At 71.8% G+C, this 26,992-nt stretch carries 30 protein-coding genes; 17 read left to right on the plus strand and 13 right to left on the minus strand.

Features of this window, described 5'->3' with window-relative positions; translation table 11 throughout:
* Positions 1 to 633 precede the first annotated feature (633 nt).
* The 7 genes from PJ985_RS03255 to PJ985_RS03285 all read left to right on the plus strand — a co-directional run bounded on the left by PJ985_RS03255 (position 634) and on the right by PJ985_RS03285 (position 7,024).
* A complete protein-coding gene (locus tag PJ985_RS03255) occupies positions 634 to 2,034 on the plus strand; it encodes an ATP-binding protein (protein ID WP_271681936.1) in 1,401 nt (466 codons plus the stop codon).
* Positions 2,031 to 2,435, plus strand: coding sequence for a roadblock/LC7 domain-containing protein (locus PJ985_RS03260; protein WP_271681937.1), 405 nt, complete (start codon positions 2,031 to 2,033; stop codon positions 2,433 to 2,435). Before PJ985_RS03255 ends, PJ985_RS03260 begins: the two co-directional genes overlap by 4 nt.
* Complete coding sequence (locus PJ985_RS03265; RefSeq protein WP_271681938.1) at positions 2,432 to 2,800, plus strand: DUF742 domain-containing protein; 369 nt, start codon at positions 2,432 to 2,434, stop codon at positions 2,798 to 2,800. The genes PJ985_RS03260 and PJ985_RS03265 overlap by 4 nt, the downstream gene beginning before the upstream one ends.
* On the plus strand, positions 2,781 to 3,374 hold the full coding sequence (locus PJ985_RS03270; protein ID WP_271681939.1) for a GTP-binding protein: 594 nt from the start codon (positions 2,781 to 2,783) through the stop codon (positions 3,372 to 3,374). The genes PJ985_RS03265 and PJ985_RS03270 overlap by 20 nt, the downstream gene beginning before the upstream one ends.
* Positions 3,371 to 4,837 (plus strand): cytochrome P450, encoded by a 1,467-nt coding sequence (locus PJ985_RS03275; RefSeq protein WP_271681940.1) that lies wholly within the window; start codon positions 3,371 to 3,373, stop codon positions 4,835 to 4,837. The genes PJ985_RS03270 and PJ985_RS03275 overlap by 4 nt, the downstream gene beginning before the upstream one ends.
* Positions 4,801 to 5,949, plus strand: coding sequence for a cytochrome P450 family protein (locus PJ985_RS03280; RefSeq protein ID WP_271681941.1), 1,149 nt, complete (start codon positions 4,801 to 4,803; stop codon positions 5,947 to 5,949). The genes PJ985_RS03275 and PJ985_RS03280 overlap by 37 nt, the downstream gene beginning before the upstream one ends.
* A gap of 91 nt (positions 5,950 to 6,040) precedes the next feature.
* Positions 6,041 to 7,024: an aldo/keto reductase gene (locus PJ985_RS03285; RefSeq protein WP_271681942.1), complete on the plus strand. Its 984-nt coding sequence runs from the start codon at positions 6,041 to 6,043 to the stop codon at positions 7,022 to 7,024.
* Between the two features lie 127 nt (positions 7,025 to 7,151).
* Here PJ985_RS03285 and PJ985_RS03290 read toward each other — a convergent pair whose 3' ends face one another.
* A complete protein-coding gene (locus tag PJ985_RS03290; RefSeq protein ID WP_271681943.1) occupies positions 7,152 to 7,685 on the minus strand; it encodes an ATP-binding protein in 534 nt (177 codons plus the stop codon).
* 334 nt (positions 7,686 to 8,019) lie between these two features.
* Here PJ985_RS03290 and PJ985_RS03295 point away from each other — a divergent pair, with 334 nt between their 5' ends.
* Together PJ985_RS03295 and PJ985_RS03300 are read left to right on the plus strand one after the other, a co-directional pair.
* A complete protein-coding gene (locus PJ985_RS03295; RefSeq protein WP_271681944.1) occupies positions 8,020 to 8,814 on the plus strand; it encodes a helix-turn-helix domain-containing protein in 795 nt (264 codons plus the stop codon).
* 7 nt (positions 8,815 to 8,821) lie between these two features.
* A complete protein-coding gene (locus PJ985_RS03300) occupies positions 8,822 to 9,025 on the plus strand; it encodes a DUF397 domain-containing protein (RefSeq protein WP_271681945.1) in 204 nt (67 codons plus the stop codon).
* 60 nt (positions 9,026 to 9,085) lie between these two features.
* Here the strand turns inward: PJ985_RS03300 and PJ985_RS03305 are convergent, their stop codons facing one another.
* The 3 genes from PJ985_RS03305 to PJ985_RS03315 all read right to left on the minus strand — a co-directional run bounded on the left by PJ985_RS03305 (position 9,086) and on the right by PJ985_RS03315 (position 11,132).
* Positions 9,086 to 9,394, minus strand: coding sequence for an immunity 53 family protein (locus PJ985_RS03305; RefSeq protein WP_271681946.1), 309 nt, complete (start codon positions 9,392 to 9,394; stop codon positions 9,086 to 9,088).
* Positions 9,395 to 9,570: 176 nt separating this feature from the next.
* A complete protein-coding gene (locus tag PJ985_RS03310; RefSeq protein WP_271682082.1) occupies positions 9,571 to 10,530 on the minus strand; it encodes an aldo/keto reductase in 960 nt (319 codons plus the stop codon).
* Positions 10,531 to 10,736: 206 nt separating this feature from the next.
* Entirely contained in the window at positions 10,737 to 11,132 is a 396-nt protein-coding gene (locus PJ985_RS03315) for a thiol-disulfide oxidoreductase DCC family protein (RefSeq protein ID WP_271681947.1), read from the minus strand.
* A 763-nt stretch (positions 11,133 to 11,895) separates the two neighbouring features.
* On the opposite strand from PJ985_RS03315, the gene PJ985_RS03320 reads away from it, so the two are divergent.
* Complete coding sequence (locus tag PJ985_RS03320) at positions 11,896 to 12,675, plus strand: helix-turn-helix transcriptional regulator (RefSeq protein ID WP_271681948.1); 780 nt, start codon at positions 11,896 to 11,898, stop codon at positions 12,673 to 12,675.
* Positions 12,676 to 12,771: 96 nt separating this feature from the next.
* Here PJ985_RS03320 and PJ985_RS03325 read toward each other — a convergent pair whose 3' ends face one another.
* Genes PJ985_RS03325 through PJ985_RS03335 form a run of 3 tightly spaced genes read right to left on the minus strand, consistent with a single transcriptional unit; the run spans position 12,772 to position 15,766 of the window.
* Positions 12,772 to 13,845 carry a type III polyketide synthase gene (locus PJ985_RS03325; RefSeq protein WP_271681949.1) on the minus strand — a complete coding sequence of 358 codons (1,074 nt, stop codon included), beginning with the start codon at positions 13,843 to 13,845 and terminating at the stop codon, positions 12,772 to 12,774.
* On the minus strand, positions 13,839 to 15,035 hold the full coding sequence (locus tag PJ985_RS03330; protein ID WP_271681950.1) for an acyl-CoA dehydrogenase family protein: 1,197 nt from the start codon (positions 15,033 to 15,035) through the stop codon (positions 13,839 to 13,841). Before PJ985_RS03330 ends, PJ985_RS03325 begins: the two co-directional genes overlap by 7 nt.
* A gap of 2 nt (positions 15,036 to 15,037) precedes the next feature.
* Positions 15,038 to 15,766, minus strand: a complete 729-nt coding sequence (locus tag PJ985_RS03335) for a methyltransferase domain-containing protein (RefSeq protein ID WP_271681951.1) — start codon at positions 15,764 to 15,766, stop codon at positions 15,038 to 15,040.
* Between the two features lie 27 nt (positions 15,767 to 15,793).
* Between PJ985_RS03335 and PJ985_RS03340 the strand changes: the two genes are divergently transcribed.
* The 5 genes from PJ985_RS03340 (at position 15,794) to PJ985_RS03360 (ending at position 20,056) form a co-directional block, all read left to right on the plus strand.
* Positions 15,794 to 16,630 (plus strand): UbiA family prenyltransferase, encoded by an 837-nt coding sequence (locus PJ985_RS03340; protein ID WP_271681952.1) that lies wholly within the window; start codon positions 15,794 to 15,796, stop codon positions 16,628 to 16,630.
* 219 nt (positions 16,631 to 16,849) lie between these two features.
* Positions 16,850 to 17,413 (plus strand): hemerythrin domain-containing protein, encoded by a 564-nt coding sequence (locus tag PJ985_RS03345; RefSeq protein WP_271681953.1) that lies wholly within the window; start codon positions 16,850 to 16,852, stop codon positions 17,411 to 17,413.
* Between the two features lie 16 nt (positions 17,414 to 17,429).
* Entirely contained in the window at positions 17,430 to 17,621 is a 192-nt protein-coding gene (locus tag PJ985_RS03350; protein ID WP_271681954.1) for a hypothetical protein, read from the plus strand.
* Between the two features lie 189 nt (positions 17,622 to 17,810).
* Entirely contained in the window at positions 17,811 to 18,662 is an 852-nt protein-coding gene (locus PJ985_RS03355) for a fumarylacetoacetate hydrolase family protein (RefSeq protein ID WP_271681955.1), read from the plus strand.
* Between the two features lie 188 nt (positions 18,663 to 18,850).
* Positions 18,851 to 20,056 (plus strand): glycoside hydrolase family 6 protein, encoded by a 1,206-nt coding sequence (locus PJ985_RS03360; protein WP_271681956.1) that lies wholly within the window; start codon positions 18,851 to 18,853, stop codon positions 20,054 to 20,056.
* A gap of 148 nt (positions 20,057 to 20,204) precedes the next feature.
* Here the strand turns inward: PJ985_RS03360 and PJ985_RS03365 are convergent, their stop codons facing one another.
* A complete protein-coding gene (locus PJ985_RS03365) occupies positions 20,205 to 20,624 on the minus strand; it encodes a DoxX family protein (protein ID WP_271681957.1) in 420 nt (139 codons plus the stop codon).
* A 172-nt stretch (positions 20,625 to 20,796) separates the two neighbouring features.
* Here PJ985_RS03365 and PJ985_RS03370 point away from each other — a divergent pair, with 172 nt between their 5' ends.
* Entirely contained in the window at positions 20,797 to 22,347 is a 1,551-nt protein-coding gene (locus tag PJ985_RS03370) for a protein kinase domain-containing protein (protein ID WP_271681958.1), read from the plus strand.
* 105 nt (positions 22,348 to 22,452) lie between these two features.
* Positions 22,453 to 22,812, plus strand: a complete 360-nt coding sequence (locus tag PJ985_RS03375) for a DUF6343 family protein (RefSeq protein WP_271681959.1) — start codon at positions 22,453 to 22,455, stop codon at positions 22,810 to 22,812.
* Between the two features lie 22 nt (positions 22,813 to 22,834).
* On the opposite strand, the gene PJ985_RS03380 is transcribed toward PJ985_RS03375, so the two are convergent.
* The 5 genes from PJ985_RS03380 to PJ985_RS03400 form a co-directional block, all read right to left on the minus strand.
* Positions 22,835 to 24,028, minus strand: a complete 1,194-nt coding sequence (locus PJ985_RS03380; protein ID WP_271681960.1) for a zinc-dependent alcohol dehydrogenase — start codon at positions 24,026 to 24,028, stop codon at positions 22,835 to 22,837.
* A gap of 102 nt (positions 24,029 to 24,130) precedes the next feature.
* Positions 24,131 to 24,454 (minus strand): DUF6480 family protein, encoded by a 324-nt coding sequence (locus PJ985_RS03385; protein WP_271681961.1) that lies wholly within the window; start codon positions 24,452 to 24,454, stop codon positions 24,131 to 24,133.
* 10 nt (positions 24,455 to 24,464) lie between these two features.
* Complete coding sequence (locus PJ985_RS03390; protein WP_271681962.1) at positions 24,465 to 24,818, minus strand: hypothetical protein; 354 nt, start codon at positions 24,816 to 24,818, stop codon at positions 24,465 to 24,467.
* A gap of 124 nt (positions 24,819 to 24,942) precedes the next feature.
* Complete coding sequence (locus tag PJ985_RS03395; RefSeq protein ID WP_271681963.1) at positions 24,943 to 25,827, minus strand: SDR family oxidoreductase; 885 nt, start codon at positions 25,825 to 25,827, stop codon at positions 24,943 to 24,945.
* 132 nt (positions 25,828 to 25,959) lie between these two features.
* A complete protein-coding gene (locus PJ985_RS03400; RefSeq protein ID WP_271681964.1) occupies positions 25,960 to 26,922 on the minus strand; it encodes a TIGR03557 family F420-dependent LLM class oxidoreductase in 963 nt (320 codons plus the stop codon).
* Between the last annotated feature and the right edge of the window lie 70 nt (positions 26,923 to 26,992).

The raw sequence follows: 26,992 nt of genomic DNA on the forward strand, positions 1-26,992 counted from the left end.
ACTGTTCCGGCCAGTTTCCCCGCTGCCTCCCGCTGCGCGGAGGTACCTCCGCATCGCTTGTGGTGCCACCGGCCGGTGGGAAGACGAAGGCTATTCCGTGCCCGCCCGGAGGACCACGTGTGTACCCGGTGAAAAGGTGCCGGTAAGTACACCGCGAGGTGACGTTCTCGGGTCGCGAGCGGGCTTCCCGCTCCCGTGCTCTCCGGCTCTCCGCAGCGAAGAAACCTTTTCCCCGGACTGCGAGCCCTTCCTGCCACGCGGGCTGATGACGCGTCCGGGCCCTGGGATGCCTCTTACGGAATCGGCGACCTCGGCAGCCGAGCAGGGAAGGAACCGGCATGTCCCGGTGCCTGACGGCACCCCGGGGAGTGTTCCGGTCCGGCGCATTCCGGGGAGCGGCCGGACGGTTGCCCGTACCCCGTACCCCGTCCCCCGTCCGGGGTCGCGCCGGGCAGGTTCCCGGGCACGCGACCACCCCCCGGAGGCGAAATTGCGGCCATGCAGCGCACGTAATCAGCCAATCCTTTTTAGGGATCGGCCACTTAGGTTCGCCTTCCCGCATAGGCTTCGCGAAGCCCCGCCGCCGCGGTCGGCTCTCCTTTCCCTGCCCGCACGACGCAGCACGAGGAACCCATGACTTCTGACCTTGCGGACGCACGTTTCCTCGTGGCCGCAGCCCTGCTCCTCCTACTGGCAGTGATGCTGATCGTTTCCCACCGCAGGGTCCGTGCTCTCCGCCATGACCTTGCTGCGGTGAACGGGCGCATCGCGGCACAGGACGAGGAGCTCGGCCGTTGGGCGGCCACCGTCGCCCAGCGGGTCGGCGAAGTGGACGACCGGAAGGAGCCCGTCAGCCCACACGAGTGGCGGCACACGGATCTGTCCGGCACGTCCTTCGGCCAGCACCTGCGCATCGCGGAGGAGGGATTCAGCCACGTTCTCGGCGAAGCGCACAGCCAGGCCGAGCAGGCCACCCAGTCCATGCTGCTGGCCGTGGCCCGCAAACTTCAGGGCCTGGCCAACAGCCAGCAGTTGAAGATCACGGAGATGACCAGACGGCACGACGACCCGGCGTTCATCCAGGACCTCATGGACGTCGACCACACCAACGCCCAGATCCTCCGCCGGGCCGCCGGGATGGCCGTGGCGTGCCGGGCGTGGCCCGGACGTCAGCACAACGCGACCCCCCTGTACGACGTCGTCCGCGGGGCGGTCGGCCGGATCCTGGACTACAAGCGGGTGCAGATCACCCGGCTGGAAGACCACCGGGCCGTCGAGGGACGCGCGGTGGAGGGCCTGGTGGTCGCGCTCGCGGAGCTGCTGGAGAACGCCACCCGTTACTCCAACCCCAACACGGCCGTGCAGGTGCACGTCCAGCTCACCCACAACGGCCTGGCCATCGTCATCGAGGACGCCGGAATCGGTCTGAACGCCTCCGAGCGGAACCGGCTCTCCGGCCTGCTGACCCAGGAGACACTCGACATCACCCACCTCGGCAACCCGCCCCGTTTCGGGCTCGTGGTCTGCGGCCTGCTCGCCAAGCGGTACGGGTTCACCGTCTCGGTCGACTCCGCCTCGCCCTTCGGCGGCGTGCGGGCCGTCGTCAACCTGCCCAGTGCCCTGCTGACCGAGAGCGCCCCCGTGCCGGCCCCCCCGGTAGCCGTGGCGGCTCCGGCCGCCGCCCGGGTACCCGCCCAGGGTGCCCGGCAGACCCCTGCCCAGGACCCAGGGGCCCCTGCGGCCCCCGCAGGGTCCGCGGCTCCCGCCGCCCCCGAAGCCGGGGCCGGCCAGGGCGACGCACCGCGCTCCACCACCGTCAGCGGGCTGCCCAAGCGGACCCGGCACACCCCGTCGGCCACCGGGCAGGCGGGCGCACGCCCCGTGCCCCCGCTCTCCTCCGCTTCGCACCACCCCGCGTCACCGGCTCGCTCCCCCGAGGAGTCCGCGGCGCCGTTCGGCGGCTTCCTTCGCGGGGCGAAGGCGGCTCGCCGTTCCAGCCAGACCCAAGAACCGAAGGGACCCGCCCACTCATGACCGAGAACCGTGACGCCTGGATGCTCAAGCAGGTACTGGACCAGCCCGAGGTGTACGACGCGATCCTGGTGTCCGCGGACGGCCTGGTGAAGGCCTTCTCCTCCGGGCTGGGCCAGGACCAGGCGGACCGGATCGCCGCCGCGCTGTCCGGGGTGCAGTCGACCAGCAGCGCGACGGCCATGTTCTGCCGGGCCCCGGACGACTCCTGGCAGCAGAGCCTGGTCGAGTTCACCGGCGGCTTCGTCATCACCATCAGAGCCGGTGACCAGTCGTTCCTGTCCGTCGCGACCTCCGGGGCCGTGGACATCGAGCAGGTGACGTTCCGGATGCACGAGGTCGTCGCCCAGCTGGGCCGCGAGATGGCCAGCGAGCCCCGTCATGACCTCGGCAGCCGCGCATGACGCCGCAGCGCAGACGCGGTGACCTGGTGCGGTCCTTCGTGATCACCGGAGGCCGCTCTCGGCCCAGCCGCAACACCCATGTCCTGGACGTGATCACCATGGTGACCGCCACTCAGGACAAGCCCGTGACCGGGTTAGGGCCGGAGCAGCGCGCCATGGTCGACCTGTGCCGCGGCGGCTACCTGTCGGTCGTCGAGGTCGCCGGCCATCTCCGGCAGCCGCTCACGGTCACCCGGGTCCTCCTCGGAGACCTGCTGGACACCGGTCACCTCGTCATCCGGGCCCGCGAGTCGGCGCCCGGCACCGCCGAACTCACCGACGCCGACATCCTGGGGAGGTTGCTGCATGGCCTCCAGGCTCTCTGACGGCATCTATGTGCGCGACAGTGTTCAGATCTCCGCGAAACTCCTGGTCGTCGGCCCTTTCGGGGTCGGCAAGACCACGCTGATAGGCACCGTCAGCGAGATCGAGCCGCTGCGCACCGAAGAGGTCATGACCCAGGCCGGGGCGGTCGTCGACGACCTGACCGGGGTGCAGGGCAAGAAGACCACCACGGTCGCCCTGGACTTCGGACGGCTCACCGTCGCCGACGACCTGGCCCTGTACCTCTTCGGGACCCCCGGCCAGGAACGCTTCTCGCAGATCTGGCGCGACCTGGCCCGCGGGGCGTACGGCGCCCTGGTGCTCGCCGACTCCCGGTACCTCGACCAGTCCTTCGAAGCACTCGGGCTGGTCGAGCAGCACCAACTCCCCTACGTGGTGGCGCTCAACCTCTTCCCCGACACCCCGGACTTCCCCGAGGAAGAGCTGCGCGAGGCCCTCGACCTCGACCCCCGCACCCCCCTGATCACCTGCGACGCCCGTGACAGCGACTCCGCGAAGCAGGCACTGATCGCCCTCATCCAACACCTGTACGCCCTCCAACAGGAGCAGTCATGACCTCCGCGCCCTCCGAAACCGGCCCGGTGCCGCCGTCGGGCTGTCCCGCCCACCAGCCCTTCCCGGGTGCCGGCCTCCCCGCCGACGGGCCCCCGGCCCTGTACGGGCCGGAGTTCGCCGCTGACCCCGACGCCGTGTACTCCGCGCTCCGCGAGCGGGGGCCGGCCCACTGGGTCGAGATCGCGCCCGGCGTCGAGGCCGTCCTGGTGACCGCCTACGACGCCTGCCTGGAAGTGCTGCGCAACCCGCAGTTCAGCAAGGACGCCCGCCGCTGGACCGCCCTGGCGGAGGGCCGGGTCCCGTCGGACAACCAGGTCGTCCCCATGCTGGGTTACCGGCCGAGCCTGATGTTCGCCGACGGGCATGAACACCTGCGGCTGCGCGCCTCCGTCGACGACACGCTGGCCCGCGTCAACCCGCACCGACTGCGCGGCTACGTGCAGCGCAGCGCCGTCGCGCTCATCGACGAGTTCGCCGCCGAGGGCACCGCGGACCTGGTCTCCCAGTACTGCGCCCGGCTTCCGGCCCGCGTCTTCACGCAGCTGTTCGGCTGCCCGGACGAGCTCGCCGTCCGGATGGCCACCGCCTGCGGTCAGATGATCGATGCCGAGCCCGCGGCAGCGCAGCAGGGCAGCATCGATCTGGCGCGCTGTCTGGGCGAGCTGGTGGCCGAGAAGCGCCGCAGCCCGGGGGCGGACGTGACCTCCTGGCTGCTCAGCCACCACGCCGAGCTCGACGACACGGAGATGGTCCACCAGCTCGTCGTGCTGATCGGGGCCGGAACCGTGCCGCAGTCGGCCTGGATCTCCACGGCCACCATGATGCTGCTCACCGACGACCGCTTCGGCAGCGACCTGTCGGGCGGCAGCATGACGGTCACGGACGCCCTCAACGAGGTGCTGTGGAGCAAGTCGCCGATGGCGAATTTCTGCTGCCACTTCGCCACCCAGGACTTTCCGCTGCGGGACGAGACCGACCGCACGGAGTTCGTCATCCCGGCCGGGGTGCCGGTCCTGGTCTCCCTCGCCGCCGCCAACACCGACCCGGCGCTCGCGGCCAGCCACGAACAGCGCGCCGCCAACCTCTCCCACCTCGCGTTCAGCGGCGGCCCGCATGTCTGCCCCGCCCAGGACATCGCCGGAATCATCGCCGATGTCGCCATTGAGACGCTGCTCGACCGGCTCCCCGACATGGAGCTCGACTGCGAACCCGGGGCGCTGACCTGGCGCCCCGGCCCCTTCCACCGCACTCTCACCGCTCTGCCCGTGCGCTTCCCCGCTGTCCCGGCACGTGCGACGACCTCGCACGCCGACCCGACCTCAGGAGCACCGACATGGAACACGAGTCCTGCCCCGTCCTCGACCCCACAGGAACAGATACCCACGCCGAAGCAGCCCGCCTCCGGGCAAAAGGGCCGGCGACGCTGGTGGAGCTTCCCGGCGATATTCAGGCGTGGTCGGTAACCCGTCACGAGACGATCCGGGAGCTCGCCGGTGACCGGCGGGTCTCCCGGGACCCCCGCAAGCACTGGCCGTCGCTCGACGACATGCCCGAGGACTGGCCGCTGAACGTCTGGGTGCGGGTGGTGAGCGCGTTCACCTCCTACGGGGAGGAACACCGGCGGCTGCGGAAGCTCATCTCCACCGCGTTCACCCCCCGCCGCACCGAAGCGCTGCGGCCCATGGTGCAGGACCTGGTCGACGGGCTGATACGCGACCTGGAGAAGGTCCCGCCGGGCGAAGCGGTGGACCTCCGCAGCCGCTTCGCCTACATGATTCCCACCGAGGTCATCTGCGGTCTCTTCGGGGTTCCGCAGCACATGCGGCCCGAGACCCGCCGCTGCATCGACGCCGCCCTGCACACCGGCTCCTCCCCCGAGCAGGCCAAGAAGGACTTCGACGACCTGCTGGCCTGCATGGCCGCGCTCGTCGCGGTCAAGCGCGCCGAACCCGGCCCGGACATGACCAGTGACCTGATCGCCGCCCGTGACGGCGAGATGAAGCTCGACGAGCAGCAGCTCATCTCCACGCTGCTCCTCATGATCGGCGCGGGCAGCGAGACCGCGGTCAACCTCATCGCCAAGGCGACGCACGCCCTGCTCACCCACCCCGACCAGCGGAAGCTGCTGGACACCGGGACGGTCGCCTGGGACGACGTGATCGAAGAGACCCTCCGCACCGAGGGCCCGATCATGCACATGCCCCTTCGCTTCGCGGTGGAGGACATCGACCTCGGTGAGGGCGTCGTCATCCGCAAGGGCGAGCCCATCATCCTCGGCTTCGGCGCGGCAGGCCGCGACCCCGCCCTGCACGGCGCGGACGCCGACGTCTTCGACGCGACCCGCCCGGACAAGGACCACCTGGCCTTCGGCTTCGGCGCGCACTACTGCCTGGGCGCCGCACTCGCCCGGATGGAAGCAGACATCGCGCTGCGCGCCCTCTTCGGTACTTTCCCCGACCTGCGGCTGGCCGTGGACGAGGAGCAACTGCGCCCGCAGCCCTCCTTCATCGCCAACGGCCACGAGGAACTTCCCGTTCTCCTGCGCCCCGCCGTCCCCGCCGCACCGGCGGCCTGACCCGGCCCGGCCGGGCGGCAGCGCACCGACGCGGTGTCCCACCGCGCGGACGCCGCCGCCCGCCGGGCAGTGGCACTGCGAGAATGCGGCCATGGAGCAGCGCGCATTCACACGGTCAGGACAGCAGGTGTCGGTCGTCGGGCTGGGCACCTGGCAGCTCGGTGCCGACTGGGGAGAGGTCCGGGAGCAGGACGCCCTCGCCGTCCTCGACGCGGCGGCCGGGGCCGGGGTGACGTTCTTCGACACCGCGGACGTCTACGGCGACGGGCGCAGCGAGCGGCTGATCGCCGACTGGCTGCGCCGCAATCCCGGCGCGGAGGTCCTGGTCGCCACCAAGATGGGCCGCCGGGCCGAGCAGCTCCCGGACAACTACGTCCTGGACAACTTCCGTGACTGGACCGACCGTTCGCGCACGAACCTCGGAGCGGACGTCCTGGACCTGGTGCAGCTGCACTGCCCGCCCACCGCGGTCTACTCCTCGGACGAGATGTTCGAGGCACTCGACACCCTGGTGGACGAGCAGCGCATCAAGGGCTACGGCATCAGCGTCGAGACCTGCGAGGAGGCCCTGGCGGCCATCGCGCGCCCGGGGACGGTGAGCGTTCAGATCATCTTCAACCCGTTCCGTCTCAAGCCGCTGGAGCGGGTGCTGCCCGCGGCGCAGGCCGCGGGGGTGGGCATCATCGCCCGCGTGCCGCTGGCCTCCGGCCTGCTCTCCGGCCGCTACACGCAGCAGACGGTGTTCGCCGCGGACGACCACCGCACCTACAACCGGCACGGCGAGGCCTTCGACCAGGGCGAGACCTTCTCCGGCGTCGACTTCGCCACCGGCATCGAAGCGGCGGCGGAGTTCTCCGCGCTTGCCCCCGAAGGAGCCACCTCCGCGCAGACCGCGCTGCGCTGGATCATCCAGCAGCCCGGGGTCAGCACCGTCATCCCCGGCGCCCGCTCGCCGCAGCAGGCGCGGGTGAACGCTGCGGCGGCAGACCTGCCGCCCCTGCCGGCCGCCACCCTGGACAGCGTCCGCGAGCTGTACGACCGCCGCTTCCGCGCCCAGATCCACCACCGCTGGTAAGCCGCCGCCCGCCTGGCGGGGGTGGCCGGGGAGTGGCCGGGTGGGGTTGCGGGAATCGGGCGCGTTTCCACGGGGAAAAGGGCCGTTTCGACGTGGAAACGCGCTCTGCGGGAGCCGTGGGGGGCGGTCAGGCCGCCAGGGCCGGGGGCGGCTTGCCTTCCCACAGCAGTTCGAACCAGATGGTCTTGCCGCCCGGCCCCCAGGGGCCGTCACCGAGAGCGCACCCGTCCCAGCGGTCCGCGAGGACATCGAGCAGCAGGAGGCCTCTCCCGTCGATGGCGTCCTGCGGGGGAAGAGGGTGCGGCCCGCCCGGGACGCCGCCCCGGGCGAAGGTGAGTCCGGGACTCCGGTCGCGGACACTCACGCGGAGCGCCGGGCACGTCCAGTCGAGGTGAAGGGACGCCGGACCGGCGGTGTGCCGCACGGCGTTGGTGGCCAGCTCGGTGGCCAGCAGCTCAGCCCGTTCGGTCAGCTCGTCGAGCCCGTGGGAGGCGAGGACGGCCCGCAGAGCGATCCGCGCGACCCGTGGCCCGCGGGGGTCGCGGGGAAAGTGGATCTCATAGCCCCAGGGCTCAGCGAAGGGAAGCGGAGCGAGCTCCGGTGGCGGCGGAAGCGGGAGCGGGTCGTTGGCGGGCGGTTGCGTTGCGGGGTCCTGGTGCACGGCACCTCCAGTGGTGCGTTACTGACGAAGCGATCCAGTGCCACTGGTGGTTGCCGCTGAGCGGTGTCATGCCGGACGCGCTGCCCCCTCCCGGGCGGGCGGCAGCACGAACCGGTGCGCTTCCTCTCAGTGATCACGCGAGTGCCACGCGTCACAAGCTAACCTAAGGGCGACTCACATGTGAGTCGCAGTACACGAACGAGTGACTTGGTGGGCGACTCGCTGGACCTGTCTGTCCGCCCCTGTCAGAGTGACTGCGCACGAGAGAGGTCCCATGGCCCAGCGAAACGCACCTACCGGTCGCCAACGACGGCTTGCCACCGAACTTCGCCGCATGCGAGAGCAGGCGGGGGTTTCGATCCAGGAGGCAGCTGGTCTCTTGGGCGCGGACCGCACCATGATTTCCAACATCGAGGTCGGACGGACAGGCGTCAGTGAGGAGCGTGTGCGACAACTCGCACGCCACTACCAGTGTCCTGACGCAAGTCTGGTCGATGCCTTGGCGGAGATGGCGAGCAGCCGGAAGGTCCGTCACTGGTGGGACGAGTACCGAGGCAAGCTCCCCGATGACTTCCTCGATGTCTCCGAGATCGAGCACTACGCAGTGGGTATCCGAACTGCGCAGACAGTCCATTTGCCCGGCCTCTTCCAGACGGAGGCGCACGCACGAGCCCTCTTCGACCTCGTGGTGCCAGCGCTCCCACGCCTGGAGGTGGAACTGCGTGTCGCTCATCGCCTCGGCCGCCAGCGAGTCATCGATCGGGACGACCCTGTCACGTACGTAGGCATCATCCATGAAGCGGCGCTGCGTATGCAGTTCGGCGGTCCAGACGTTGCGCGTCGGCAGCTCGAGCACCTGACTGAAGCCGCCGACCGTGACAACGTCAGTCTGTTCGTCATCCCGTTCAGCGCCGGAAGCTTCCACGGGGCGGGGCAATCCATCCTGCACGCCGAAGGTCCCGTTCCTCAGCTCGACACCGTGCAGCTGGACAGTGCTTACGGAGCCCACTTTGCGGACGCCCCTACCCCGCTGGCCAACTATCGTTCCTTGCTGGAGTTGATGAAGCGTTCTTCCCTGAGGGCTGATGCTTCACAGGACTTCATCCATTCGATCGCACGCGACCTGTGAGGGCACGATGAAGCACCTGGCAACTGACTGGCTGCGCTCCTCGTTCTGCGGAGGTGGCGGTAACAACTGCGTGGAGGTTGCTGCCGTGGGGGAGGGCATAGCCCTCCGTGAGAGCGAGGATCCTGGACAGGTGGTTGCCATGGACCGGGCCGCGTTCGGTGCTCTGCTCGCCGGCGTCAAGGCCGGCCGGCTGGCCCGCCCCGGTCACTGACCGCTCCGGGGCCGTCGGGGCCGCAGTCACGCTCGCGGAACGAGACCTCCGTCGCCGTGCTCACACGGCACCTTCCGACGCCCAGGTGCGGAACAGCGTGAGCCCCTCGGTCAGGTTGCCGGGCCCACACGCGACATGGAACGTCTTCTCGGACGACCAGGCCGTCACCCAGTCGTCCTCGCCACGCGTGACCCACTGCCGGGGATACACCCGGCCCGCCAACTCCGTCCCGTCGAGATCGATCCTGACGGTCCAGCCCGGGTTGTCGAGCGTATCGATTGTCACGCCCCACTCGTGTTCCCAGCCGCCGTCGCATTGGGCGGCATACCAGCTCTGCAACCAGTCAAGGACATGTTCGGGGACGGACATGAACGCAGATGCTAGTTCGCGCGTTCAATCGGGCTGTGTCCGGGGCGCGTCGTCGGCGGGGTCGTCGCATCGGGCGCATTTCCACGTGCGGGAGGGCCGTTTCGACGTGGAAATGCGCCATGCGGGCGTCGTGAGTGCCGTGAGGCGGCGCTCCGTCCACCGGGTGGGACGACCGGTCAGGCTTCGCGGAGGTGGGCCTCGATCTCGCGGAGCTCCGCGTCGTTCAGGTCCAGGTTCTGCACGGCCCGGACGTTGTCCTCGAGCTGCCGGACGCTGCTGGCGCCCACCAGCGCGGAGGTCACCCGGCCACCGCGCAGGACCCAGGCCAGGGCAAGCTGGGCGAGGGTCTGGCCGCGCCGTTCGGCGACACCGTTGAGCGCCCGGACCCGATCCAGCATCTCGGGGGTGATCCCCTCGGGGGTGAGGAAGGGGCTTGCACCGCCCGCCCGGGAGTCCTCCGGGACGCCGGTCAGGTAGCGGTCGGTGAGCAGGCCCTGTGCCAGCGGGGAGTACGCGATCGAACCGGCGCCGATCTCGTCCAGGGTGTCGAGCAGACCGTCCTCCACCCAGCGGTTGAACATGGAGTACTTCGGCTGGTGGATCAGCAGCGGGGTGCCGAGACCGTCGAGGATCCGGGCCGCCTCCCGGGTCTGCTCGGGGGAGTAGTTGGAGATGCCGACGTAGAGGGCCTTGCCCTGCTGGACGGCTGAGTGCAGGGCACCCATCGTCTCCTCCAGCGGGGTATCCGGGTCCGGCCGGTGCGAGTAGAAGATGTCGACGTAGTCCATGCGGAGCCGGCCCAGGCTCTGGTCCAGGCTGGACAGCAGGTTCTTGCGGGAGCCCCACTCGCCGTACGGGCCGTCCCACATGTGGTAGCCGGCCTTGGTGGAGACGAGGATCTCGTCGCGGTACGGGCGGAAGTCCCGGGCGAAGAGGTCGCCGAAGTTCCGCTCGGCGGCGCCGGGCGCCGGTCCGTAGTTGTTGGCCAGGTCGAAGTGGGTGATCCCCAGGTCGAAGGCGCGGCGCAGGATCGCCTGCTGGTCACCCAGCGGCGTGGCGTCGCCGAAGTTGTGCCACAGGCCCAGGGAGACGGCGGGCAGCTTGAGCCCGCTGCGACCGGTGCGGCGGTAGGGCATGGTGGCGTAACGCGACTCGGTGGCGACGTAGGTCACGGAGCTCCTCACAGTGGGGCGGGGGACAGGCCGGGTCCGGCCGGTGGTGGCCGCGCCGCATCCTACAAGGGGCTTGCGGCGCGCCGGGGCGCTCGTGAGCTGGGCTTTTCCGGGGAAGGAGCAACGGCGCGGAACGGCTCAGGGGTTGGGGATTTCGCGGTCGGTGGGGCTCAGGAGGCGGTGCCCGGCCGGCGGCCGGTCGGCAGCGCGCAGGCGGGGGTGCCGCCCGGCATCTGCTGCCGGTGGTCCGCCACGAGCCGGTAGGCCGGGGGCCCGGCCCAGCGCAGCGGAGGCAGCTGAAGCAGTGCGCCCGCGACGGCCCAGCCGCCCCCGCCGCTCAGCAGGAGCTTGGCCACGGCCTGTGCGCCGCCGTACACGGTGCCGGTCGGGGTGACCCACAGCAGTTCGTGCTCGGCCCGCTCCGGGGACACGCCGAGCGCCTCCAGATCAGTGAACTGCCGAGCGGTCACCTCGGCGCGGGGCCGGATGCGCCGCTCGACGAATCGCGCGGAGGTGGTGCAGAAGCCGCAGTCACCGTCGTACACCAGGACCGGTCGCTGTCTCATGCCTCCATGATGGCCTGCTCCGTGCCGGTGCCGGGGAACCATCCGGAGCTCGGGCACGGCCGGCGGATCCGGTGGGGCCGCTGCACGTGCCGGACCAGCGGCTCGTCCAGCCTCGCCGCGACCGGGCCGGAGGCGCCGTGCGCGGTGCCGGGGACGGTGCCTCCGCCCGGTCGCGGTAGGACGCCCGTCCGGTGGTGGCCGGCGGACGGGGAGCCGTCTGCCGCGCACCGCTCACTCCGTGAGCATCGTTGCAAGTTCTTGCGAGATTGCTTGCGGACACCTCCTGTCAAGAAACTGTCATGTACAGAGGGTACGGAGAGTGTCCTTTCGGTCCGGCCAGGGCCGGAGGAGGTCCCTCCCCTTTCCGGTGTTGGCATGATCCGGCCACCGGGGGTCCGTCGGTGATCGCATGTCATCAGCTGCTTGCGAGGGGTGGAACAGAAGGGCTCGGGGAGGGGTGGAGGGCAGCCGGGATGGCAGGTTGCTGCCGCGGGGAGAACCGCGACCGGTGCATCCGGCCTCATTACCGCCGGGGAGCCAAGATCAGACTTCGCTCGCGCACACGGTCGTCGGCCGGTGTGCGCGGGTGGGCGGTGCCGCGCTTCCGGGCCCCGGTGCGCGGGTCCGGCGGGCCCGGGCCGGGGCGGTCGTCGAGATGTGGGGGAAGGCACGTGGCGCGTACCGGAGGAACCAGGGCGACCCTTGACCTCGCGCGGCTCGTGCTGTCCTATCGTCCTGCGAGGCCATGTGCTCAGGGAGAACCGTGAACGAGTCATTATGTGCTGTCGGGGACGGCCAAGCCTACGGGGACGAAGTCGAGTACGCCCTGCTGCAGGCCCGTCAGCTCATCGAATCCACGGTATCCCTGCACCGCAACGGCCCGTCCGCCGGCTCGCTGGTGCCCCTGCCGGCCGAGGAGGAAGCGGCTCTGGAGGTCATCCGCGGCATGATCGGAGGGGCCCGGCACACCATCAGCATCTCGGTGCCCGGGGACTCGCTGTCCTATCCGCACGCCGCCACGGTGCTCAGCCTGCTGCGCGCGGCAGGACAGCGCGGCGTCGTCATCCGGGCACTGTGCTCCGCCCGTGCACTGGGCACCGACGAGCTGCGGTCCCTGGTCCGGGCGGAACCCGACTGGGCGTTCCGCGTGGCGGGCGACGACCTCCACGACGCACTCGTGGTGGACAGCCGGGTGGCCCTCGTGTTCGGCGGGCCGGACCGGACCGCGGGGCCCGGCTCGGTCATCGAGGACCTCGCGACCGTCCGCACCCTGGACCTGCTCATGGCCGGGACCTGGCAGGCCGCGGTGCCGCCCTCGGTCCACCAGGGGGTCAGCCCGTACCGGCTCAGCCTCCCCGCTCAGCAGGTGCTGACAGAGCTGCGCACCGGCCGTACCGACGAGGTGGCCGCGGCGGAGCTCGACATGTCGCTGCGCACCTACCGCCGGCATGTCGCGGAGATCATGAGCGCTCTCGGGGCGGCCTCACGCTTCCAGGCGGGGTTCCGTGCCGTGGAGCTCGGCCTGCTGCCCAAGTCGGGCTAGTGCCCCTCAGGCTGTGCCGGCGCAAACCCTCTGACACGGCTTCAGTCCCGTCGGCCCGCGCGCCCTGCCACGGCGGGCCGGGCCCGGCCCGCCCGGTCAGCCGGCGCCCGGCCGGACCCGGAACAGCGCGGCGTAGAGGGTGAGGCCGGGCCCGAAAGCCATGGCGACCACGGGTGTGCCGGGGGCCGGCGCCTCACCGGGGCCCGGCCGGCGAACCACCTCCCGCAGCACCAGCAGCACCGTCGGGGAGGAGCAGTTGCCGTGTTCGGCCAGCACGGCACGGGAGGCTGCCAGCGCCTCCGGGGGCAGCGCCAGCTGCTCCTCCACGGTGTCGAGAATGCGCGGCCCTCCGGGGTGCACCGCCCAGCTCCGGACGTCGGGAATGTCGAGGCCGTGGCGCGCCAGCAGCTCCTCGGTGACCGGCCGGACATGCTTGGCCAGGACCTCGGGTACCCGGGGGGACAGCCCCATGCGGAACCCCAGGTCGGTGACGTCCCACGTCATGTGCCCGCTGCTGCCGGAGTCGGTGAGCGCGGCGATGTCCACCAGCTCCAGCCCGCCGAGGTCCACGGCGGGCGGCTGGACGACCAGGGCGGCGGCCGCGTCACTGAACAGCGCGTGCGACACCACCTGCTGCGGATCCCGGGTCGGGGGCTGCACGTGCAGCGAGGTCAGCTCCACGCACACCAGCAGCGCCGGACGGCCCCGGGCCGCGACGAAGTCGGCGGTGCTGCCCAGCGCGGGAAGCGCCGCGAAACAGCCCATGTGACCGACCAGCAGCCGCTGGGTGTCGGGACGAAGCCCGAGCGAGGCCGCCAGCCCGATGTCCAGCCCGGGCGTGCTGTAGCCGGTGCAGGAGGCGACCGTCAGCAGCCCCAGTTCCTCCGCCGCCAGGCCGGCGTCCGCCAGCGCGGCCTCCGCGGCCCGGTGCGCCAGCGCCGGGGCTTCCTGCGCGTAGCGGCGCATGCGCCGCCCGGTCGACCAGCCGGACGGGTCCTCGACGAGCGGGTCGACGACGGTGTGCCGCCGTCGGACGCCCGCCTCGGAGAAGACCCGCCGGGCGATCCGGCTGCCCGCGAAATGGTCACTGAAGTAGCGGTCCCACAGGAGCTGCTGCTCCGTCACCGGGGGCAGGGCGGCACCCGTACCCGTGACGGTTGCTCTCACCACCTGGGGATCTCCGAGTCCTGATCGGGGTCCCCGGCCAGCGCCGCGATGCCCAGCCAGTCGGCACAGACGTCGGAGGTGGCCGGCTGCAACGCCCCGCAGCGGGCGTCCCGGTACAGGCGCTCCAAGGGGTTCCCGCGCCGGGTCGCGGAGGCACCCGCCGCCTCCAGCACCCGGGAGGCCACGTCGGCCGCAGTGTCACCTGCCACGAGCTTCGCCCGCCACACCCACTGGTTGGTCTCCGGGGTGCCGGGCTGCTCACTGACCCGCCGGGCGGCCTCGGCGACCACCAGCTCGGCGGCCGACACCGCGGCGTCCGCGCGGCCCATCCGGGAGCGCACCGCGGGCAGTTCGTGCAGCCCACGGTCGCGCAGGTGAGCGGCGGCGGCCTGCACCGCCGCGCGGGCGACTCCGGCGTAGACCGCGGCATAGCTGGCGACGAGCCACTGCGGCATGATCTGCGCCAGTGGCACGGCGAGACCCTCGATGCCGCCCAGCAGCGCGTCGGGCTCCACCTCGGTGTCGAGGTGCAGATCGTGGCTGCCGGTGGCGCGCATGCCCAGGGAGTCCCAGGTCTGCTCGACCCGCAGGCCGTCACCGGCCGGCACCAGGAAGTAGGAGATCCGGGGCCCGTTCCCGTTCCCGCTGTCGTCGGCGTCCCGGGCGGCGACGAGATACGCGTCGGCATGCCCCGCCCCGGAGACGAAGGTCTTGCTGCCGGTGATCCGGAACCCGCCGGCGGTCCTGCGGTACCTCGTGGTGATGCGGGACAGCCGCGAACCTGCCCCGCGTTCGCTCATGGCGACGGCGTACAGGGCGCCCTCGGCGGCCCGGGCGAGCAGCCGGTCCCGGGAGGCGAAAAAGCCGTCACCGGCCCCGAGCTGACGGATCAGGTCGTCCGGGGCGTGGGCCAGCGCTCCGGTCACCGAGGCGTGCATGTTGAAGATCAGGGCCGTGGCCCCCGCGCCGCGGGCGAGCTCCGCCGCGACGGCCGCGTAGTCCGCGAACGACGCCCCCGAGCCGCCCAGCCGGGTGGGCACCAGCAGCCCGAGCAGGCCGTGCTCCCGCAGATCGGTGAAGTCCGCCGAGGGGAAGGATCCCGCGGTGTCGTGGTCGTGGGCCCGGTCGGCGAGCCGTGGCGCCAGCGCGCGGGCGCGCGCCAGTGCGGTGGCCGGTTCGGTCGGCAGTGACAACGTCAGTCCTCCTTGCGGCCGCGCGCCTGGAACAGCACCGCGGTGGTCGGTACCGGAACCATGCGGACGATGCTCCGGCGGCGCACGGCCCAGGCGAGCAGACCGGACATCGACGGGCGAATACCCCGCATCGTCAGGTGTACACCGTGGCGGGCGCATTCGCGGGTCAGCACCACGCGGTCGACCAGCAGCGCGGGGTCGTGCACCCCTCGGGGAGCGATCCCCGGCAGCCGCTCCCCGAGGTGGATGGCGATCCCCCGGCACAGCGCCGTGTCTGCCAGCGTGTCGATCACCAGCAGCCCGCCGGGCCGCAGCAGCCGGCATGCCTCGGAGACCGCCGCCGGCAGATCGGGGACGTGTTCGAGGATCTCCCCGGCGACGACCACGTCCGCGCACCCGTCGGCCAGGGGTACGGCGAGCACATCACCCTGTACGCCCTGCATGCCGTGGTCCCGGCCCAGGCGCAGCGCGGTCTCCGACAGGTCCACCCCGAGGTGCCGGTAGCCCTTCCCGGCCAGATGGGGGGCGAGCAGGCCCGCACCGCAGCCCAGGTCCACCAGTACCGCCCCGGGCCGGCCGGCGGGCGGCACCAGCCGGCCGCGTGCGGCGGCCAGCCAGTGCAGCATCGCGAACTTGCCGCGGGGCCGCCACCAGTGATCGGCCAGGTGTTCGTACAGGGCGGGGTCGTTGGGGCGCAGGGGCGGGTGCGGGCTTCGCAAGGAGCGCAGCATGCCGCCAGGCTGGCACACTCGCTGCTCATGCGGCGTACTCCGGACACGGCCCTGGCACTCCTTCAGGCTTCGCACCCTCTGCCCGTGGTGGCCGTCACCGCGGTCGCCGGAGGGCTGGCGGCGGGCACCGGCCGTGACGCCCCCGGCGTGCTCGCGGTGACCGCCGCGGTGTTCGCCGGACAGCTGTCGGTCGGCTGGCTCAACGACCTGGTGGACGCGGAACGCGACGCGCGGACCGGCCGGCCGGACAAGCCGGTGGCCGACGGCCGGGTTCCCGCACGGCTGGTGCGTGCGGCCGTGGTGACCGCGGCCCTGCTCGCCGTGGGTCTTTCCCTGCTGTCCGGGGTGCTCGCCGCGGTGGCCCACCTCCTCGCCCTGGTGTCCGCCTGGGCTTACGACCTCGGGGTGAAGGCCACCGCCCTGTCGGTGGCGCCCTACGCGGTCTCCTTCGGTCTGCTGCCCGCCTTCGTGGTCCTCGGCCTGCCCGAGGCACCCCTGCCGCCGCTGTGGCTGGTGGCCGCGGGCGCGCTGCTGGGCTCCGCGGCGCACTTCGTCAACGCGATTCCCGACCTCGCGGACGACGCGGCCGTCGGTGTCCACGGTCTGCCGCACCGGCTGGGGGCGTACGCGAGCCGGGTCGTGGCGGCGCTGCTGGTGCTGGCCGCCTCGGTGCTGCTGGTGCTCGGGCCGGCCGGCGCGCCCTCCGACGGACGGCTGCTGGCGCTCCCGCTCGCGGTGCTTCTGCTGGGCGGCGGGCTGGTCCTGGGGCACCGCCGGGGCTCGCAGGCGGCGTTCCGCGCGGTGCTGCTCGTCGCGGTGCTCGACGTCGGCCTGCTGCTCTCCGCGGGCATCACCGCCGGCTGAGGCCGTCGCCGTACGGGCACGGCGGGGACGCCGTGACGCCGGCGCTCGCCGTGGTCCTCGCCTCGCCGTGGTATGCCGCCGGAGGCCCCGGGCTGGCCCGTGACCGGCGGCGGAGCCGTTTGGGCAGCCGGTCCCCGGGTACTGCGGACGCCGTGCCCGACGGTGCCGGGAGGTCTTCCGGCACCGGGAAGCGGACCAGGAGCAAGGAGGAACTTGATCATGGGACACGGTGGGGACGTCGTCGCCGAGCTCATCACGGACCACCGCGAGGTGGAGGACCTCTTCCAGCGGATCGAGGCGCTCCCGGCGGGTGATCCACAGCGCAAGGTGTACGCCGAGCAGGCCACCATCGAGCTGGTCCGGCACTCGGTCGCCGAGGAGCAGCACGTCTACCCGGCAGCCCGTGAGTTCCTCCCGGAGGGTGACCGCATCGCCGACCGGGAGATCGAGGAGCACGCGACAGCCGAGCAGCTCATGAAGGACCTTGAGGGCGCCGGAGCCGATGACCCGGTCTTCGACGATCTGATCGGCCGGCTGATGACGGAGATCCGCGCCCACATCGAGGACGAGGAAGCCCACCTGTTTCCGCAGCTGCGGGCGGCGCTCTCCCCGGAGCGGCTGGAGGAGCTGGGCGAGCAGGTCCGCACGGCCAAGAAGCTGGCCCCGACCCGTCCCCACCCGTCCGCGCCGGACACCCCGCCCGGGAACAAGCTGCTCGCCCCCGGGGCCGGTCTCGTCGACCGGGCCCGCGATGCCCTCTCGGGCCGCGGGAAACAGCCCTGAACCAAGGAGAAGCGTCGTGACCACGCCCGAGGAGAACCGTCCGAAGACCCCCAGGACCGGCGAGGCCGGTGGGAGAGCCGATGCGCCCGAAGCGGGTCGCGCCCCGGAGCAGGAGACCACTGAGCTGGAGACCGGTCCGGTGGTGGGGGAGGAGCTCAAGAACGCCATGAAGGAGGCCGGTCTGAACCGGGAGGATCTCACGGGTTAGGCACCTCCGCCACGGACGCGGGAGGCACGGGACCGGCGGGCCCCGTGCCTCCTTCCGGTGGGGCGCCCACGTGGTGAGGGGGCGGTCCGGTGAGGGCACAGGGCCGGCCGGGGCGGGGCCGCCGTATCGTCGGGCGAGCCCCGGTGACCCTCGGGGCCACGGACCACCGGAGACACGGAGACCTCTCACATGCGTCTGATGCGTATCGGCGAACCGGGCCGGGAGCGCCCGGTGCTGGCCGCCGGCGATGGCAGCCACTACGACCTGCGAACCGTCACCGACGACATCGACGGCCCGTTCCTGGCTGCTCTGGCCGAGGATCCAGGGCTGGTGCCGGAGGTGTCCCGGCTGCCACGGACGGACATCGCCGGGGAACGGACCGGCGCCCCCGTCGCCCGGCCCTCGGCCGTGCTGTGCATCGGCCAGAATTACGCCGCGCACGCTGCCGAATCGGGCGCCCAGCCGCCTGAGCGGCCGATCCTCTTCTACAAGTCGCCCAACACCGTGGTCGGTCCGCAGGACGACATCCGGATCCCGCGCGGCTCCCGGAAGACCGATTGGGAGGTGGAGCTCGCGGTCGTCATCGGCCGTCGGGCCCGCTACCTGAACTCACCGGCGGAGGCCGCCGCGCACATCGCCGGCTACGCGGTCAGCAATGATGTGTCCGAGCGGGCCTTCCAGCTGGAGGAGTCGGGAGGGCAGTGGTCCAAGGGCAAGAGCTGCGAGACCTTCAACCCGCTCGGTCCGGAGCTGGTGACCGCGGACGAGGCGGGCGACCCGCAGAGCCTGCGGCTGCGCTCCTGGGTGAACGGCGAGCCCCGGCAGGATTCCCGGACCGCCGACATGATCTTCGGCGTCGCCCAGCTGGTCCACGAGCTGTCGCAGTACCTGGTGCTGGAGCCCGGTGACCTCATCAACACCGGGACCCCGGAGGGGGTGGCGCTGTCCGGGCGGTTCCCCTATCTGGCGCCCGGTGACGTGGTCGAGCTGGAGATCGAAGGGCTCGGCCGGCAGCGGAGCCGCTGCCGGCCCGCGGACTGACCCGCGCCGTCGCCACCGGAGGTGCCCGGCCCTCGGGCCCCGGTCGCGGCCGGCGGCGCCGTACCGGATGCCGGTTTCGCCAATTGACCCTGCGGGATGTCTTGACGTGCGGCGCGGTCCGCTGGAGAGTCGGCCCGGGAATGGGAGCGCTCCCACTGATGAACTCGCCGACGTCAGGAGCCGAAAACGTGCACAGTCGAAGAAGCGCGAGGATCAAAGGGGTCATCGCCGGTGCCGCCGCGGTCGCGCTGCTCACCGGTCCCACCGCGGCAGCCGCGGGCGCGGGCCCGGACAGCGCGGGCAAGGGGAAGGGCGGACAGGCCACGGAGCGGCTGCACATCCCGCCCGCCAACCCCGGAGCACTCCAGCAGATCGCCTCGCTGGTCAAGGCCGGCCAGTGGAAGGACGCGGCGCTCATCACCCGGATGGTGACCACACCGCAGGCCGTGTGGCTGACCGGCCAGGAGGGCCACGACGTCAGGAAGGACGCCCGCCGGGTCGTGCAGTCCGCCAAGCTGCAGCGCGCGCTGCCGGTGCTCTCGCTCTACAACGTGCCCGGACGGGACTGCGCCCAGTACTCGGACGGCGGCGCCTCCGACACCGCCGAGTACCAGGAATGGGTCGACGAGGTCGCCAAGGGCATCGGCAAACGCCGGGCACTGATCATCCTGGAGCCGGACTCGCTGGCCCTGATGCCCTCCGACTGCGGCCAGGACGACGAGGAGGGCACGCTCACCGCGGCCCGCTTCGACGAGATCAACTACGCCGTGGACACGCTGGGCGCTCTCCCTGGTACCACCGTGTACCTGGACGGCGGACACAGCGGCTGGCACAGCGTGAACTCCATCGTGCCCCGGCTCATCGAGGGCGGCGTGGACAACGCCCGCGGGTACTACCTCAACCCGTCGAACTACCAGACCGACGAGGACCTGGCCCGGTACGGGCGGCTGATCTCCGGCTGCCTCGCGTACGCCTCGGCCGGCGGGGACCCGGAGGACTGCCCCAACCAGTGGTGGGAGCAGGAGGAGGCGCAGGACTGGCTGGACAGCAACGTCACCGCCGACCCTGCCGACTGGCCCTCCTTCGTCACCGACACCAGCCGCAACGGCCTGGGCCCGTGGACACCCCCGGCCGACACCTACCCGGACGCCCAGGACTGGTGCAACCCGCCGGACCGTGGTGCGGGCATGCGCCCGACGACGGACACCGGTGACCCGCTGATCGACGCGCACCTGTGGATCAAGATCCCGGGGGAGTCGGACGGTGAGTGCCTGCGCGGCACCGACGGACCCGAGGATCCCGAGCGTGGCATGGTGCTCCCCGGCGCCGGCCAGTGGTTCCCCGAGCAGGCGCTCGAGCTGGCGCGCTACGCCCAGCCGCCGCTCCTGCGCTGAGGCCCGCCGCACGGCAGTCCGCGGCACCGTGCTCCGGCCGCCGTCCACCCCGCTGACCGGGGCGGGCGGCGGCCGGCTCCACGTCCGGCGCGGCCGGACCGCGCAAGGCCCATGCCGGGCGAACCGGGCTGTGCCGGCGGACCCCCGGTCAATTCATGCTGAACAGCGGGCCGGTGAGGGTCAGTCCCAGATCGCTGCCCGCGTAGGCGAAGAGCGCGAAGAGCGCGAGCGCCGCGCCGGCCAGCGAGATGTCCTTGTTGAAGTGGAGCATCTCCGCCTGTCTGCTTCCGGCGTCGGACTCCTTCCAGAAGGCGTGCATCAGCACCGCGCTGGGCAGCAGGAAGAGGACGAGCAGCAGAGCACCGAGGTCCGGCCAGATGCCGAGCAGCACCATGAGCCCGCCGACGGCCAGCAGCACACCACTGGCCACCGTGGCGAGCTCGGGGGACGGCACTCCGCGGGAGCGGGCGTAGCCCGCCATCTGCTTGGTCTGTGTGAAGTGCCCCACCGCTGAGGACAGGAAGATCACTGAGAAAAGAATGCGGCCGATAAGCACCAGGATGTCCATGATCGGGTCTCCAGGTCGCGGTCGACGGAAGAGGTCATCGGATGCCGCGTGCTCTCCTTCCGAGGTTACAGCGGGTGGGCGGAGGCAGCATCCGGGTGGCGGCAAAGGCCCCCGCGTTGACTGCCGGTGCTCCGGTCAGTTGGATGGAGCCCGACTGACCGGTGGATGAGCGGTGCGACAGGGGGCGGTCATGGACGGGCTGATGCTGGACGGCCGGTACCGGATGGGGCAGCAGCTCGGCGAGGGCGGCATGGGCACGGTGTGGGAGGCCGTGGACCTGCGGCTGGAACGGCAGGTGGCGGTCAAGGTCATGAGCGGCGCCGCGGTGCGCCACGACCCCCGGGCGAAGCAGCGTTTCGACCGGGAGGCCAAGTTGCTGGCCGGCCTCAGCAGCCCGTTCATCGTGACCGTGCACGACGCGGGGGAGGCGGAGGTCGAGGGCCGCGACGTGCTCTACCTCGTCATGGAGCGGCTGCACGGCCGCTCGATGGACGAGGTCCTCGCGCACGACCTGCCGCCACTGGCCGAGGTCGGGCGCTGGGGCGAGCAGATCTGCCGGGCGCTCGCGGTGGCCCATGACGGTGGGGTCGTTCACCGGGACCTGAAGCCCGCGAACGTGATGGTGTGTGCCGACGGTCTGGTACGTGTCCTGGACTTCGGGATCGCCGCCGTGCTGGCCGACTCCGGCGACCACGCCAGGCTCACCTCGACCGGACTGGTCGTCGGAACCCCCGCCTACATGGCCCCCGAGCAGATCGAGACCGGCCGGGTGGAGGCGCGCAGCGACCTGTACGCCCTCGGCTGCATGCTCTACGCGCTGGCCACCGGCCGCCCACCGTTCCAGGCAGAGGCCCTGTACGCGCTGATGCGCCAGCAGATGCTCGACACCCCCGCACCGCCCAGCGCGCTGCGCGCCGGACTGCCCGAGGAGTGGGACGACCTCATCCTGGCGTTGCTGGCCAAGCTGCCCGAGGAGCGGCCGGGCAGTGCCGCCGAGCTCGCCGAGCGGATCGGGCAGCTCCCGCGCCCCGAGCTCGCGACGCAGGTTCCGCCCCCCGTGCCGGTCGCCGCGTACCCGGTCGCGGCCGGCGGCGCGCCGTACCCGCCGACCCGAATCGACCCGCGGGTGGCTCCGGTGGCCACCGCGCCGCCGGAGGGCGAGCGGGCGCTGCGGGTGGTTTCCGGGCAGCGCGCCTGGCTGGCGGATGTGCTGCCCGAGCTGGGCAGGCTCACTGTCACCTTCGGCTGGGACGTGGCCCCGGGCGCGGAGGTGCGGCCGGAGGTGGATGTCAGTGCGCTGGTCGTCGACGCCGCCGGGCAGGTGCTCAGCGACCGGCACTTCGTCTTCTACAACAACATCGGCCCGGGTGACCGGAGCATCTGGCTCGACACCGATGACCGTCCGGAGGAAGGGCGGCTGGAGATCAGCTTCCCGCAGATGCAGGACGGGGCGGACCGGGTCGTTCTCGCACTGAGCATTCACGAGGGCGAGGACCGGGGCCACGACTTCGCCCTGCTGCGCGATCTCACGCTGCGCTTCCTGGAGCCCGGGAGCGGGGAGGAGCTGCTGAGCTACCGGCTTCCGGAGGGCCCGCCGCAGGCCGTCGGGGTGAGCCTGGGCGAGCTGTTCCGGGGCGACAGCGGCTGGGGTTTCCACGCCGTGACCCGTGGATACCCGGGTGGTCTTGCACAGATCGCCGTGGCGCACGGGGTGAACGTCTGAGCTGTCCGGACGGGGGCGAGTCGCCCGGGCAGTCCGCTGTCCGGGCGGGACGTGCCGGAACGGCCGCGCGAGGGCGCCGGGCACGCCATCGGGAAGGAGCCGGACATGAGCAACGATCCCCGGCGGGAGCCCGTCCCCAGGTCGCGGTCCGGATTCATCGGGCGCCGCTCTCCGCGCACCGGCACCGAGCCGGTGACCGCACAGAGCCACCTTCAGGTCCGGCTGCTGCTGTCGCTCGTGTTCCTGCCGCTGTTCGTGCTGGCGACCGTGGTGTTCGCCGTCTGGTGGGCCGGCGCAGGTGCGGGGGACAGCCCACGGCCCGAGGATCTCCGGCTGCTCACCCTGCTGTGCGGCGGGCTGAGCCTGCTGGCGGCCGTCGACCTGGCGGTGGTGCTGCGCCGCCTCCGCCGCGAACGCGGCAGTGGCCCCGGGGCGCCCCCGGAGGGCGGCACCGGGGCCGGCTGACGGACGGGCGGCGGGTTCCCGGCTAGGGCCGCATGACGACCTTGACGGCGCCGTCCTCCTTGCGCTGGAACTTCTCGTACGCCTGGGGTGCCGCGCTGAGCGGGACGTGGTGGGTGGCGAAGCCCTCCACCCCCAGCGGGTCGTCCTCGTGCAGCAGCGGCAGGATGTCGGGCACCCAGCGGCGGACGTTGGCCTGGCCCATACGGAGCTGGATCTGCTTGTCGAACAGAGTGAGCAGCGGCAGCGGGTCGACGGTGCCACCGTAGACGCCGGAGATGGAGATGGTGCCGCCGCGGCGCACGGCGTCGATGGCGAGCAGCAGCGCGGACAGCCGGTCCACGCCCGCGCGGGTGAACACCTTCTCGGCGAGCGCGTCCGGCAGCAGGCCGCCGACCTGCTGGAGCAGTCTGCCGCCCGCGCTGCCGTGGGCCTCCATGCCCACGGCCTCGATCACGGCGTCGGCGCCGCGTCCACCGGTCAGGTCACGGATCTTTCCCGCCACGTCCTCGTCCGCGGAGAGGTCGAGCGTTTCCACGCCCCGTTCCCGGGCCCTCCGGAGCCGTTCGGGTACCAGGTCCACCCCGATGACCTGCTCGGCGCCCTGGTGCAGGGCGATGCGGGCGGCCATGTCGCCGATGGGGCCGAGCCCCAGCACGACGAGGCTGCCGCCCTTGGGGACGGACGCGTACTCGACGGCCTGCCAGGCGGTGGGCAGGACGTCGGAGAGGTACAGGAAGCGGTCGTCGGGGACGTCGGCGGCCACCTCTTCCGGCACCTTCACGGGCCCGTAGTGCGCTTGCGGCACCCGCAGGTACTCGGCCTGACCGCCGGGCACCGCCCCGTACAGCTTGGTGTAGCCGAACAGGGCCGCGCCCATGCCGTGTTCGCGGACCTGGGTCGTCTCGCACTGGGTCTGCAGGCCCCGGTCGCACATGAAACAGGAGCCGCAGGCGATCTGGAACGGGACGACCACCCGGTCGCCGGGCCGGAGCCGGGTCACCTCGCTGCCGACCTCCTCGACCACACCCATCGGCTCGTGGCCGAGGATGTCCCCGGGGGTCATGAAGGGTGTGAGCACCTCGTAGAGGTGCAGATCCGATCCGCACAGCCCGGTGGAGGTGACGCGGATGACGGCGTCCGTCGGCTCCTGGATGCGTGGGTCGGGCACCTCCTCCACCCGGACATCGCGCTTGCCGTGCCACACCACTGCCTTCACGGTCGCTCACCTCGGATCTCTCGGGTTGTGCAGGTCGTTCCGGCGGGAAGGACGGCACGGCCGCTCGACGGCGCGGTCGGCCGGGTCAGCCGGGCCACGCGGTCAATCGATCAGGATCAGCAGGGCATAGGTCAGGAAGAACGCCACGAAGATCGCGCTGACCACCAGGATCAGGGCCAACGGCAGTGCGGCCCAGCCGCGGGTGGGGTTGTGCGTTTCCTGCGGTCCCGTCTCGGACATGCCCCCCTCGGACGGGGGTGTTTCCCCGGGGGGCACGGAGCCTCCCGGTTCGAGGCCGGGAGTGTGCTCGGGGCGGGGGTCGGTGCTCGGCCCGCCCTGTCTCGGGGAGCCTGCGGAGTCCTCCGGCCGCGGCTCATCGCTCCGCGTGCGGCGCGGACCCGGCCGGTCCGGGGTCGGTTCGTTCATGGTCACTCACTCACGGCCTGCGGTCGTCGCCCTTGGGCTGCCCCCGCTGGTGGGGGGAGCCGTGCGGCGGTGCGGAGAAGGGCTGCGGGGAGGTGGAGGGGTCCACCGGGGAGGTGCCCCGGGTCGGGGCAGCCTGGCCGGGCCGGGGGTTACCGCCCGGCGAGGGCACGGCGCCGGCGTGCAGTTCGGCGAGCCGGGCGGCGAGGCGTTCGTTCACCGGTGTGCGATTGGCGTGTTCGCGTTCGTACTGGGCCAGTCGCTCCAGTTCGTCCGGTGCGAGGGAGCGGATGCGGTGCTCCAGTTCGCCCAGGGCGAGTTGGTCGTAGTCGGGGAGCGGCAGATCGCCGGAGTCGGAAGTGGTCATGCGCCACGGGTCCCCGGGAGGCCGGACCGGAAACCTCCGCGGGCACCCGGGGCACCCGGGGCACCGGGACCGGCCCTTCGCTGTTCCCCGCGCGGCGGTCACGCCGCGCCCGGAGCGCCGTGCGTCAGGGCAGGGGGGTGCCGCCGGTGGCGTTGAGGATTTCCGCGGTCACATAACTCGCCTCCTGCGAGGCGAGGAACACGAAGGCGGGGGCCATCTCGGCCGGCTGCGCCACCCGGCCGATCGGGGCCTGGGCGCCGAACTCCGAGGTGTCCGGCAGCGTCGACGGGATGAGGGGCGTCCACACCGGGCCGGGGGCGACGGCGTTGACCCGGATGCCGCGGCGGATGAGGTGCGCGGCGAGCCCCTGGGTGAAGGTGACGAGGGCACCCTTGGTCGCCGCGTAGTCGAGCAGGTGCGGCTTGGGCTGGTACGCCTGCACGGAGGTGGTGTTGATGATGCTGCCGCCGGCCGGGATGTGCGGCAGTGCCTTCTTGGACAGCCAGAACACGCTGTAGAAGTTGGTGCGCATCACCCGGTCGAACTGTTCGGTGGTGATCGCCTCGATGCTCTCGGGCTGTCCCATCTGGTAGGCGGCGTTGTTCACCAGCACGTCGATGCCGCCGAACTCCTCGACGGCGTGGTCGACGACCCGGTCGCACTCGTCCTCCTCCCGCAGGTCGCAGGCGAGCGCGACGGCCCGCCGTCCCTCGGCCGTCACCAGCCGGGTGGTTTCCTCGGCCTCGGCGCGCTCCTCCTCGAGGTAGGTGAACAACACGTCGGCACCCTCCCGGGCGAAGGCCAGGGCGACCGCCCGGCCGATGCCCGAGTCCCCTCCGGTGATGACGGTCCGCCTGTCCCGCAGCCGGTCACAGCCGCGGTAGGAGTCCTCCCCGTGGTCGGGACGCGGGTTCATCTTCTCGGTGTCCCCGGGAGGGGTCTGCTGCTGCTGCGGGTACTCCGGGGTGGGGTACTGATCGACCGGGTTCTGCTGCTCCGGCTGGCCCATGGTCACTCCTTCTCGTGCTGGTGTCCGTGGTGCCCGGCTCGGCTGCGGGCCGAACAGGCGGGCGCCGCCCGGGGGAGGGCAGCGGGGGAGCGGGCGATGGCGGCTGCCGCGGCTTGCGGGACCGGGCATGCCTCAGCGGTTCAGCCGTGGCAGCACCTCGCTGCGGAAGAAGTCGAAGAAGCCGCGCTGGTCGGCCCCGATCTGGTTGATGTGCACCCGGTCGAAGCCGGCCTCGGAGTAGACGGACAGTGCCTCCGCGTACTCGTCGGGATCGTTGCCGACGATGATCGGTGAGTCGAGCACGTGCTGTTCGGTGACCATGCGGCAGGCCTGCTCGAAATGCTGGGGCTCGGGCAGCATCGCGGCCAGCTCCCCCGGCAGCATCAGGTTCGGCCAGCGGCGCAGCACGGTGCGCACCGCGGCATCCCGGTCGGGCTCGTAACAGACCTTCACACCGGTCACCGCGGGCTTGTCGCCGCCACCGGCCGCGCGGAACTGCTCGACCAGGTCCGACTCGGGTCCCATGGTGAGGAAGCCGTCGCCGATCCGGGCGGCCAGGTCGGTGGCGGCCGGGGCGAAGGCGGAGATGTCGATGGGCACCGGCTCGTCGGGGACGGTGTAGAGGCGGGCGTTCTCCACCGTGTAGTGGCGGCCCCGGTGGCTGATCCGTTTGCCGGTGAGAAGCCGCCGGATGATGTCGACGGCCTCCTCCAGCATTTCCTGCCGGATCGCGGCCCGCGGCCAGTGGTCGCCGAGGATGTGCTCGTTGAGCGCTTCGCCGGTGCCCACCCCGAAGCGGAAGCGGCCGTTCAGCTGGACGGCGGAGGTCGCGACGGCCTGGGCGATGACGGCCGGATGAATCCGGACGGTGGGGCAGGTGACGGCGGTCTCCACCGGCAGTGTCACGGAGGCCGAAAGCGCACCGATGACCGACCAGACGAACGGGCTGTGCCCCTGCTCTTCGATCCACGGGTGGTAGTGATCGGAGATCCACAGCGAGGTGAATCCTGACTCCTCCGCCATCCGGGCCTGTTCCACCAGCTCCTGCGGCCCGTAGTCCTCGCTGGCCAGGAAATATCCGTACGCGGTCGCCATGTGATGCCGAACCTCTCTGTCCCTCTGTAGCCGTACGTGCCGACGGAGTGAACAGCACGTGCGGCTGCCG

The sequence above is a fragment of the Streptomyces sp. ACA25 genome, assembly GCF_028200735.1.
Classification (GTDB): domain Bacteria; phylum Actinomycetota; class Actinomycetes; order Streptomycetales; family Streptomycetaceae; genus Streptomyces.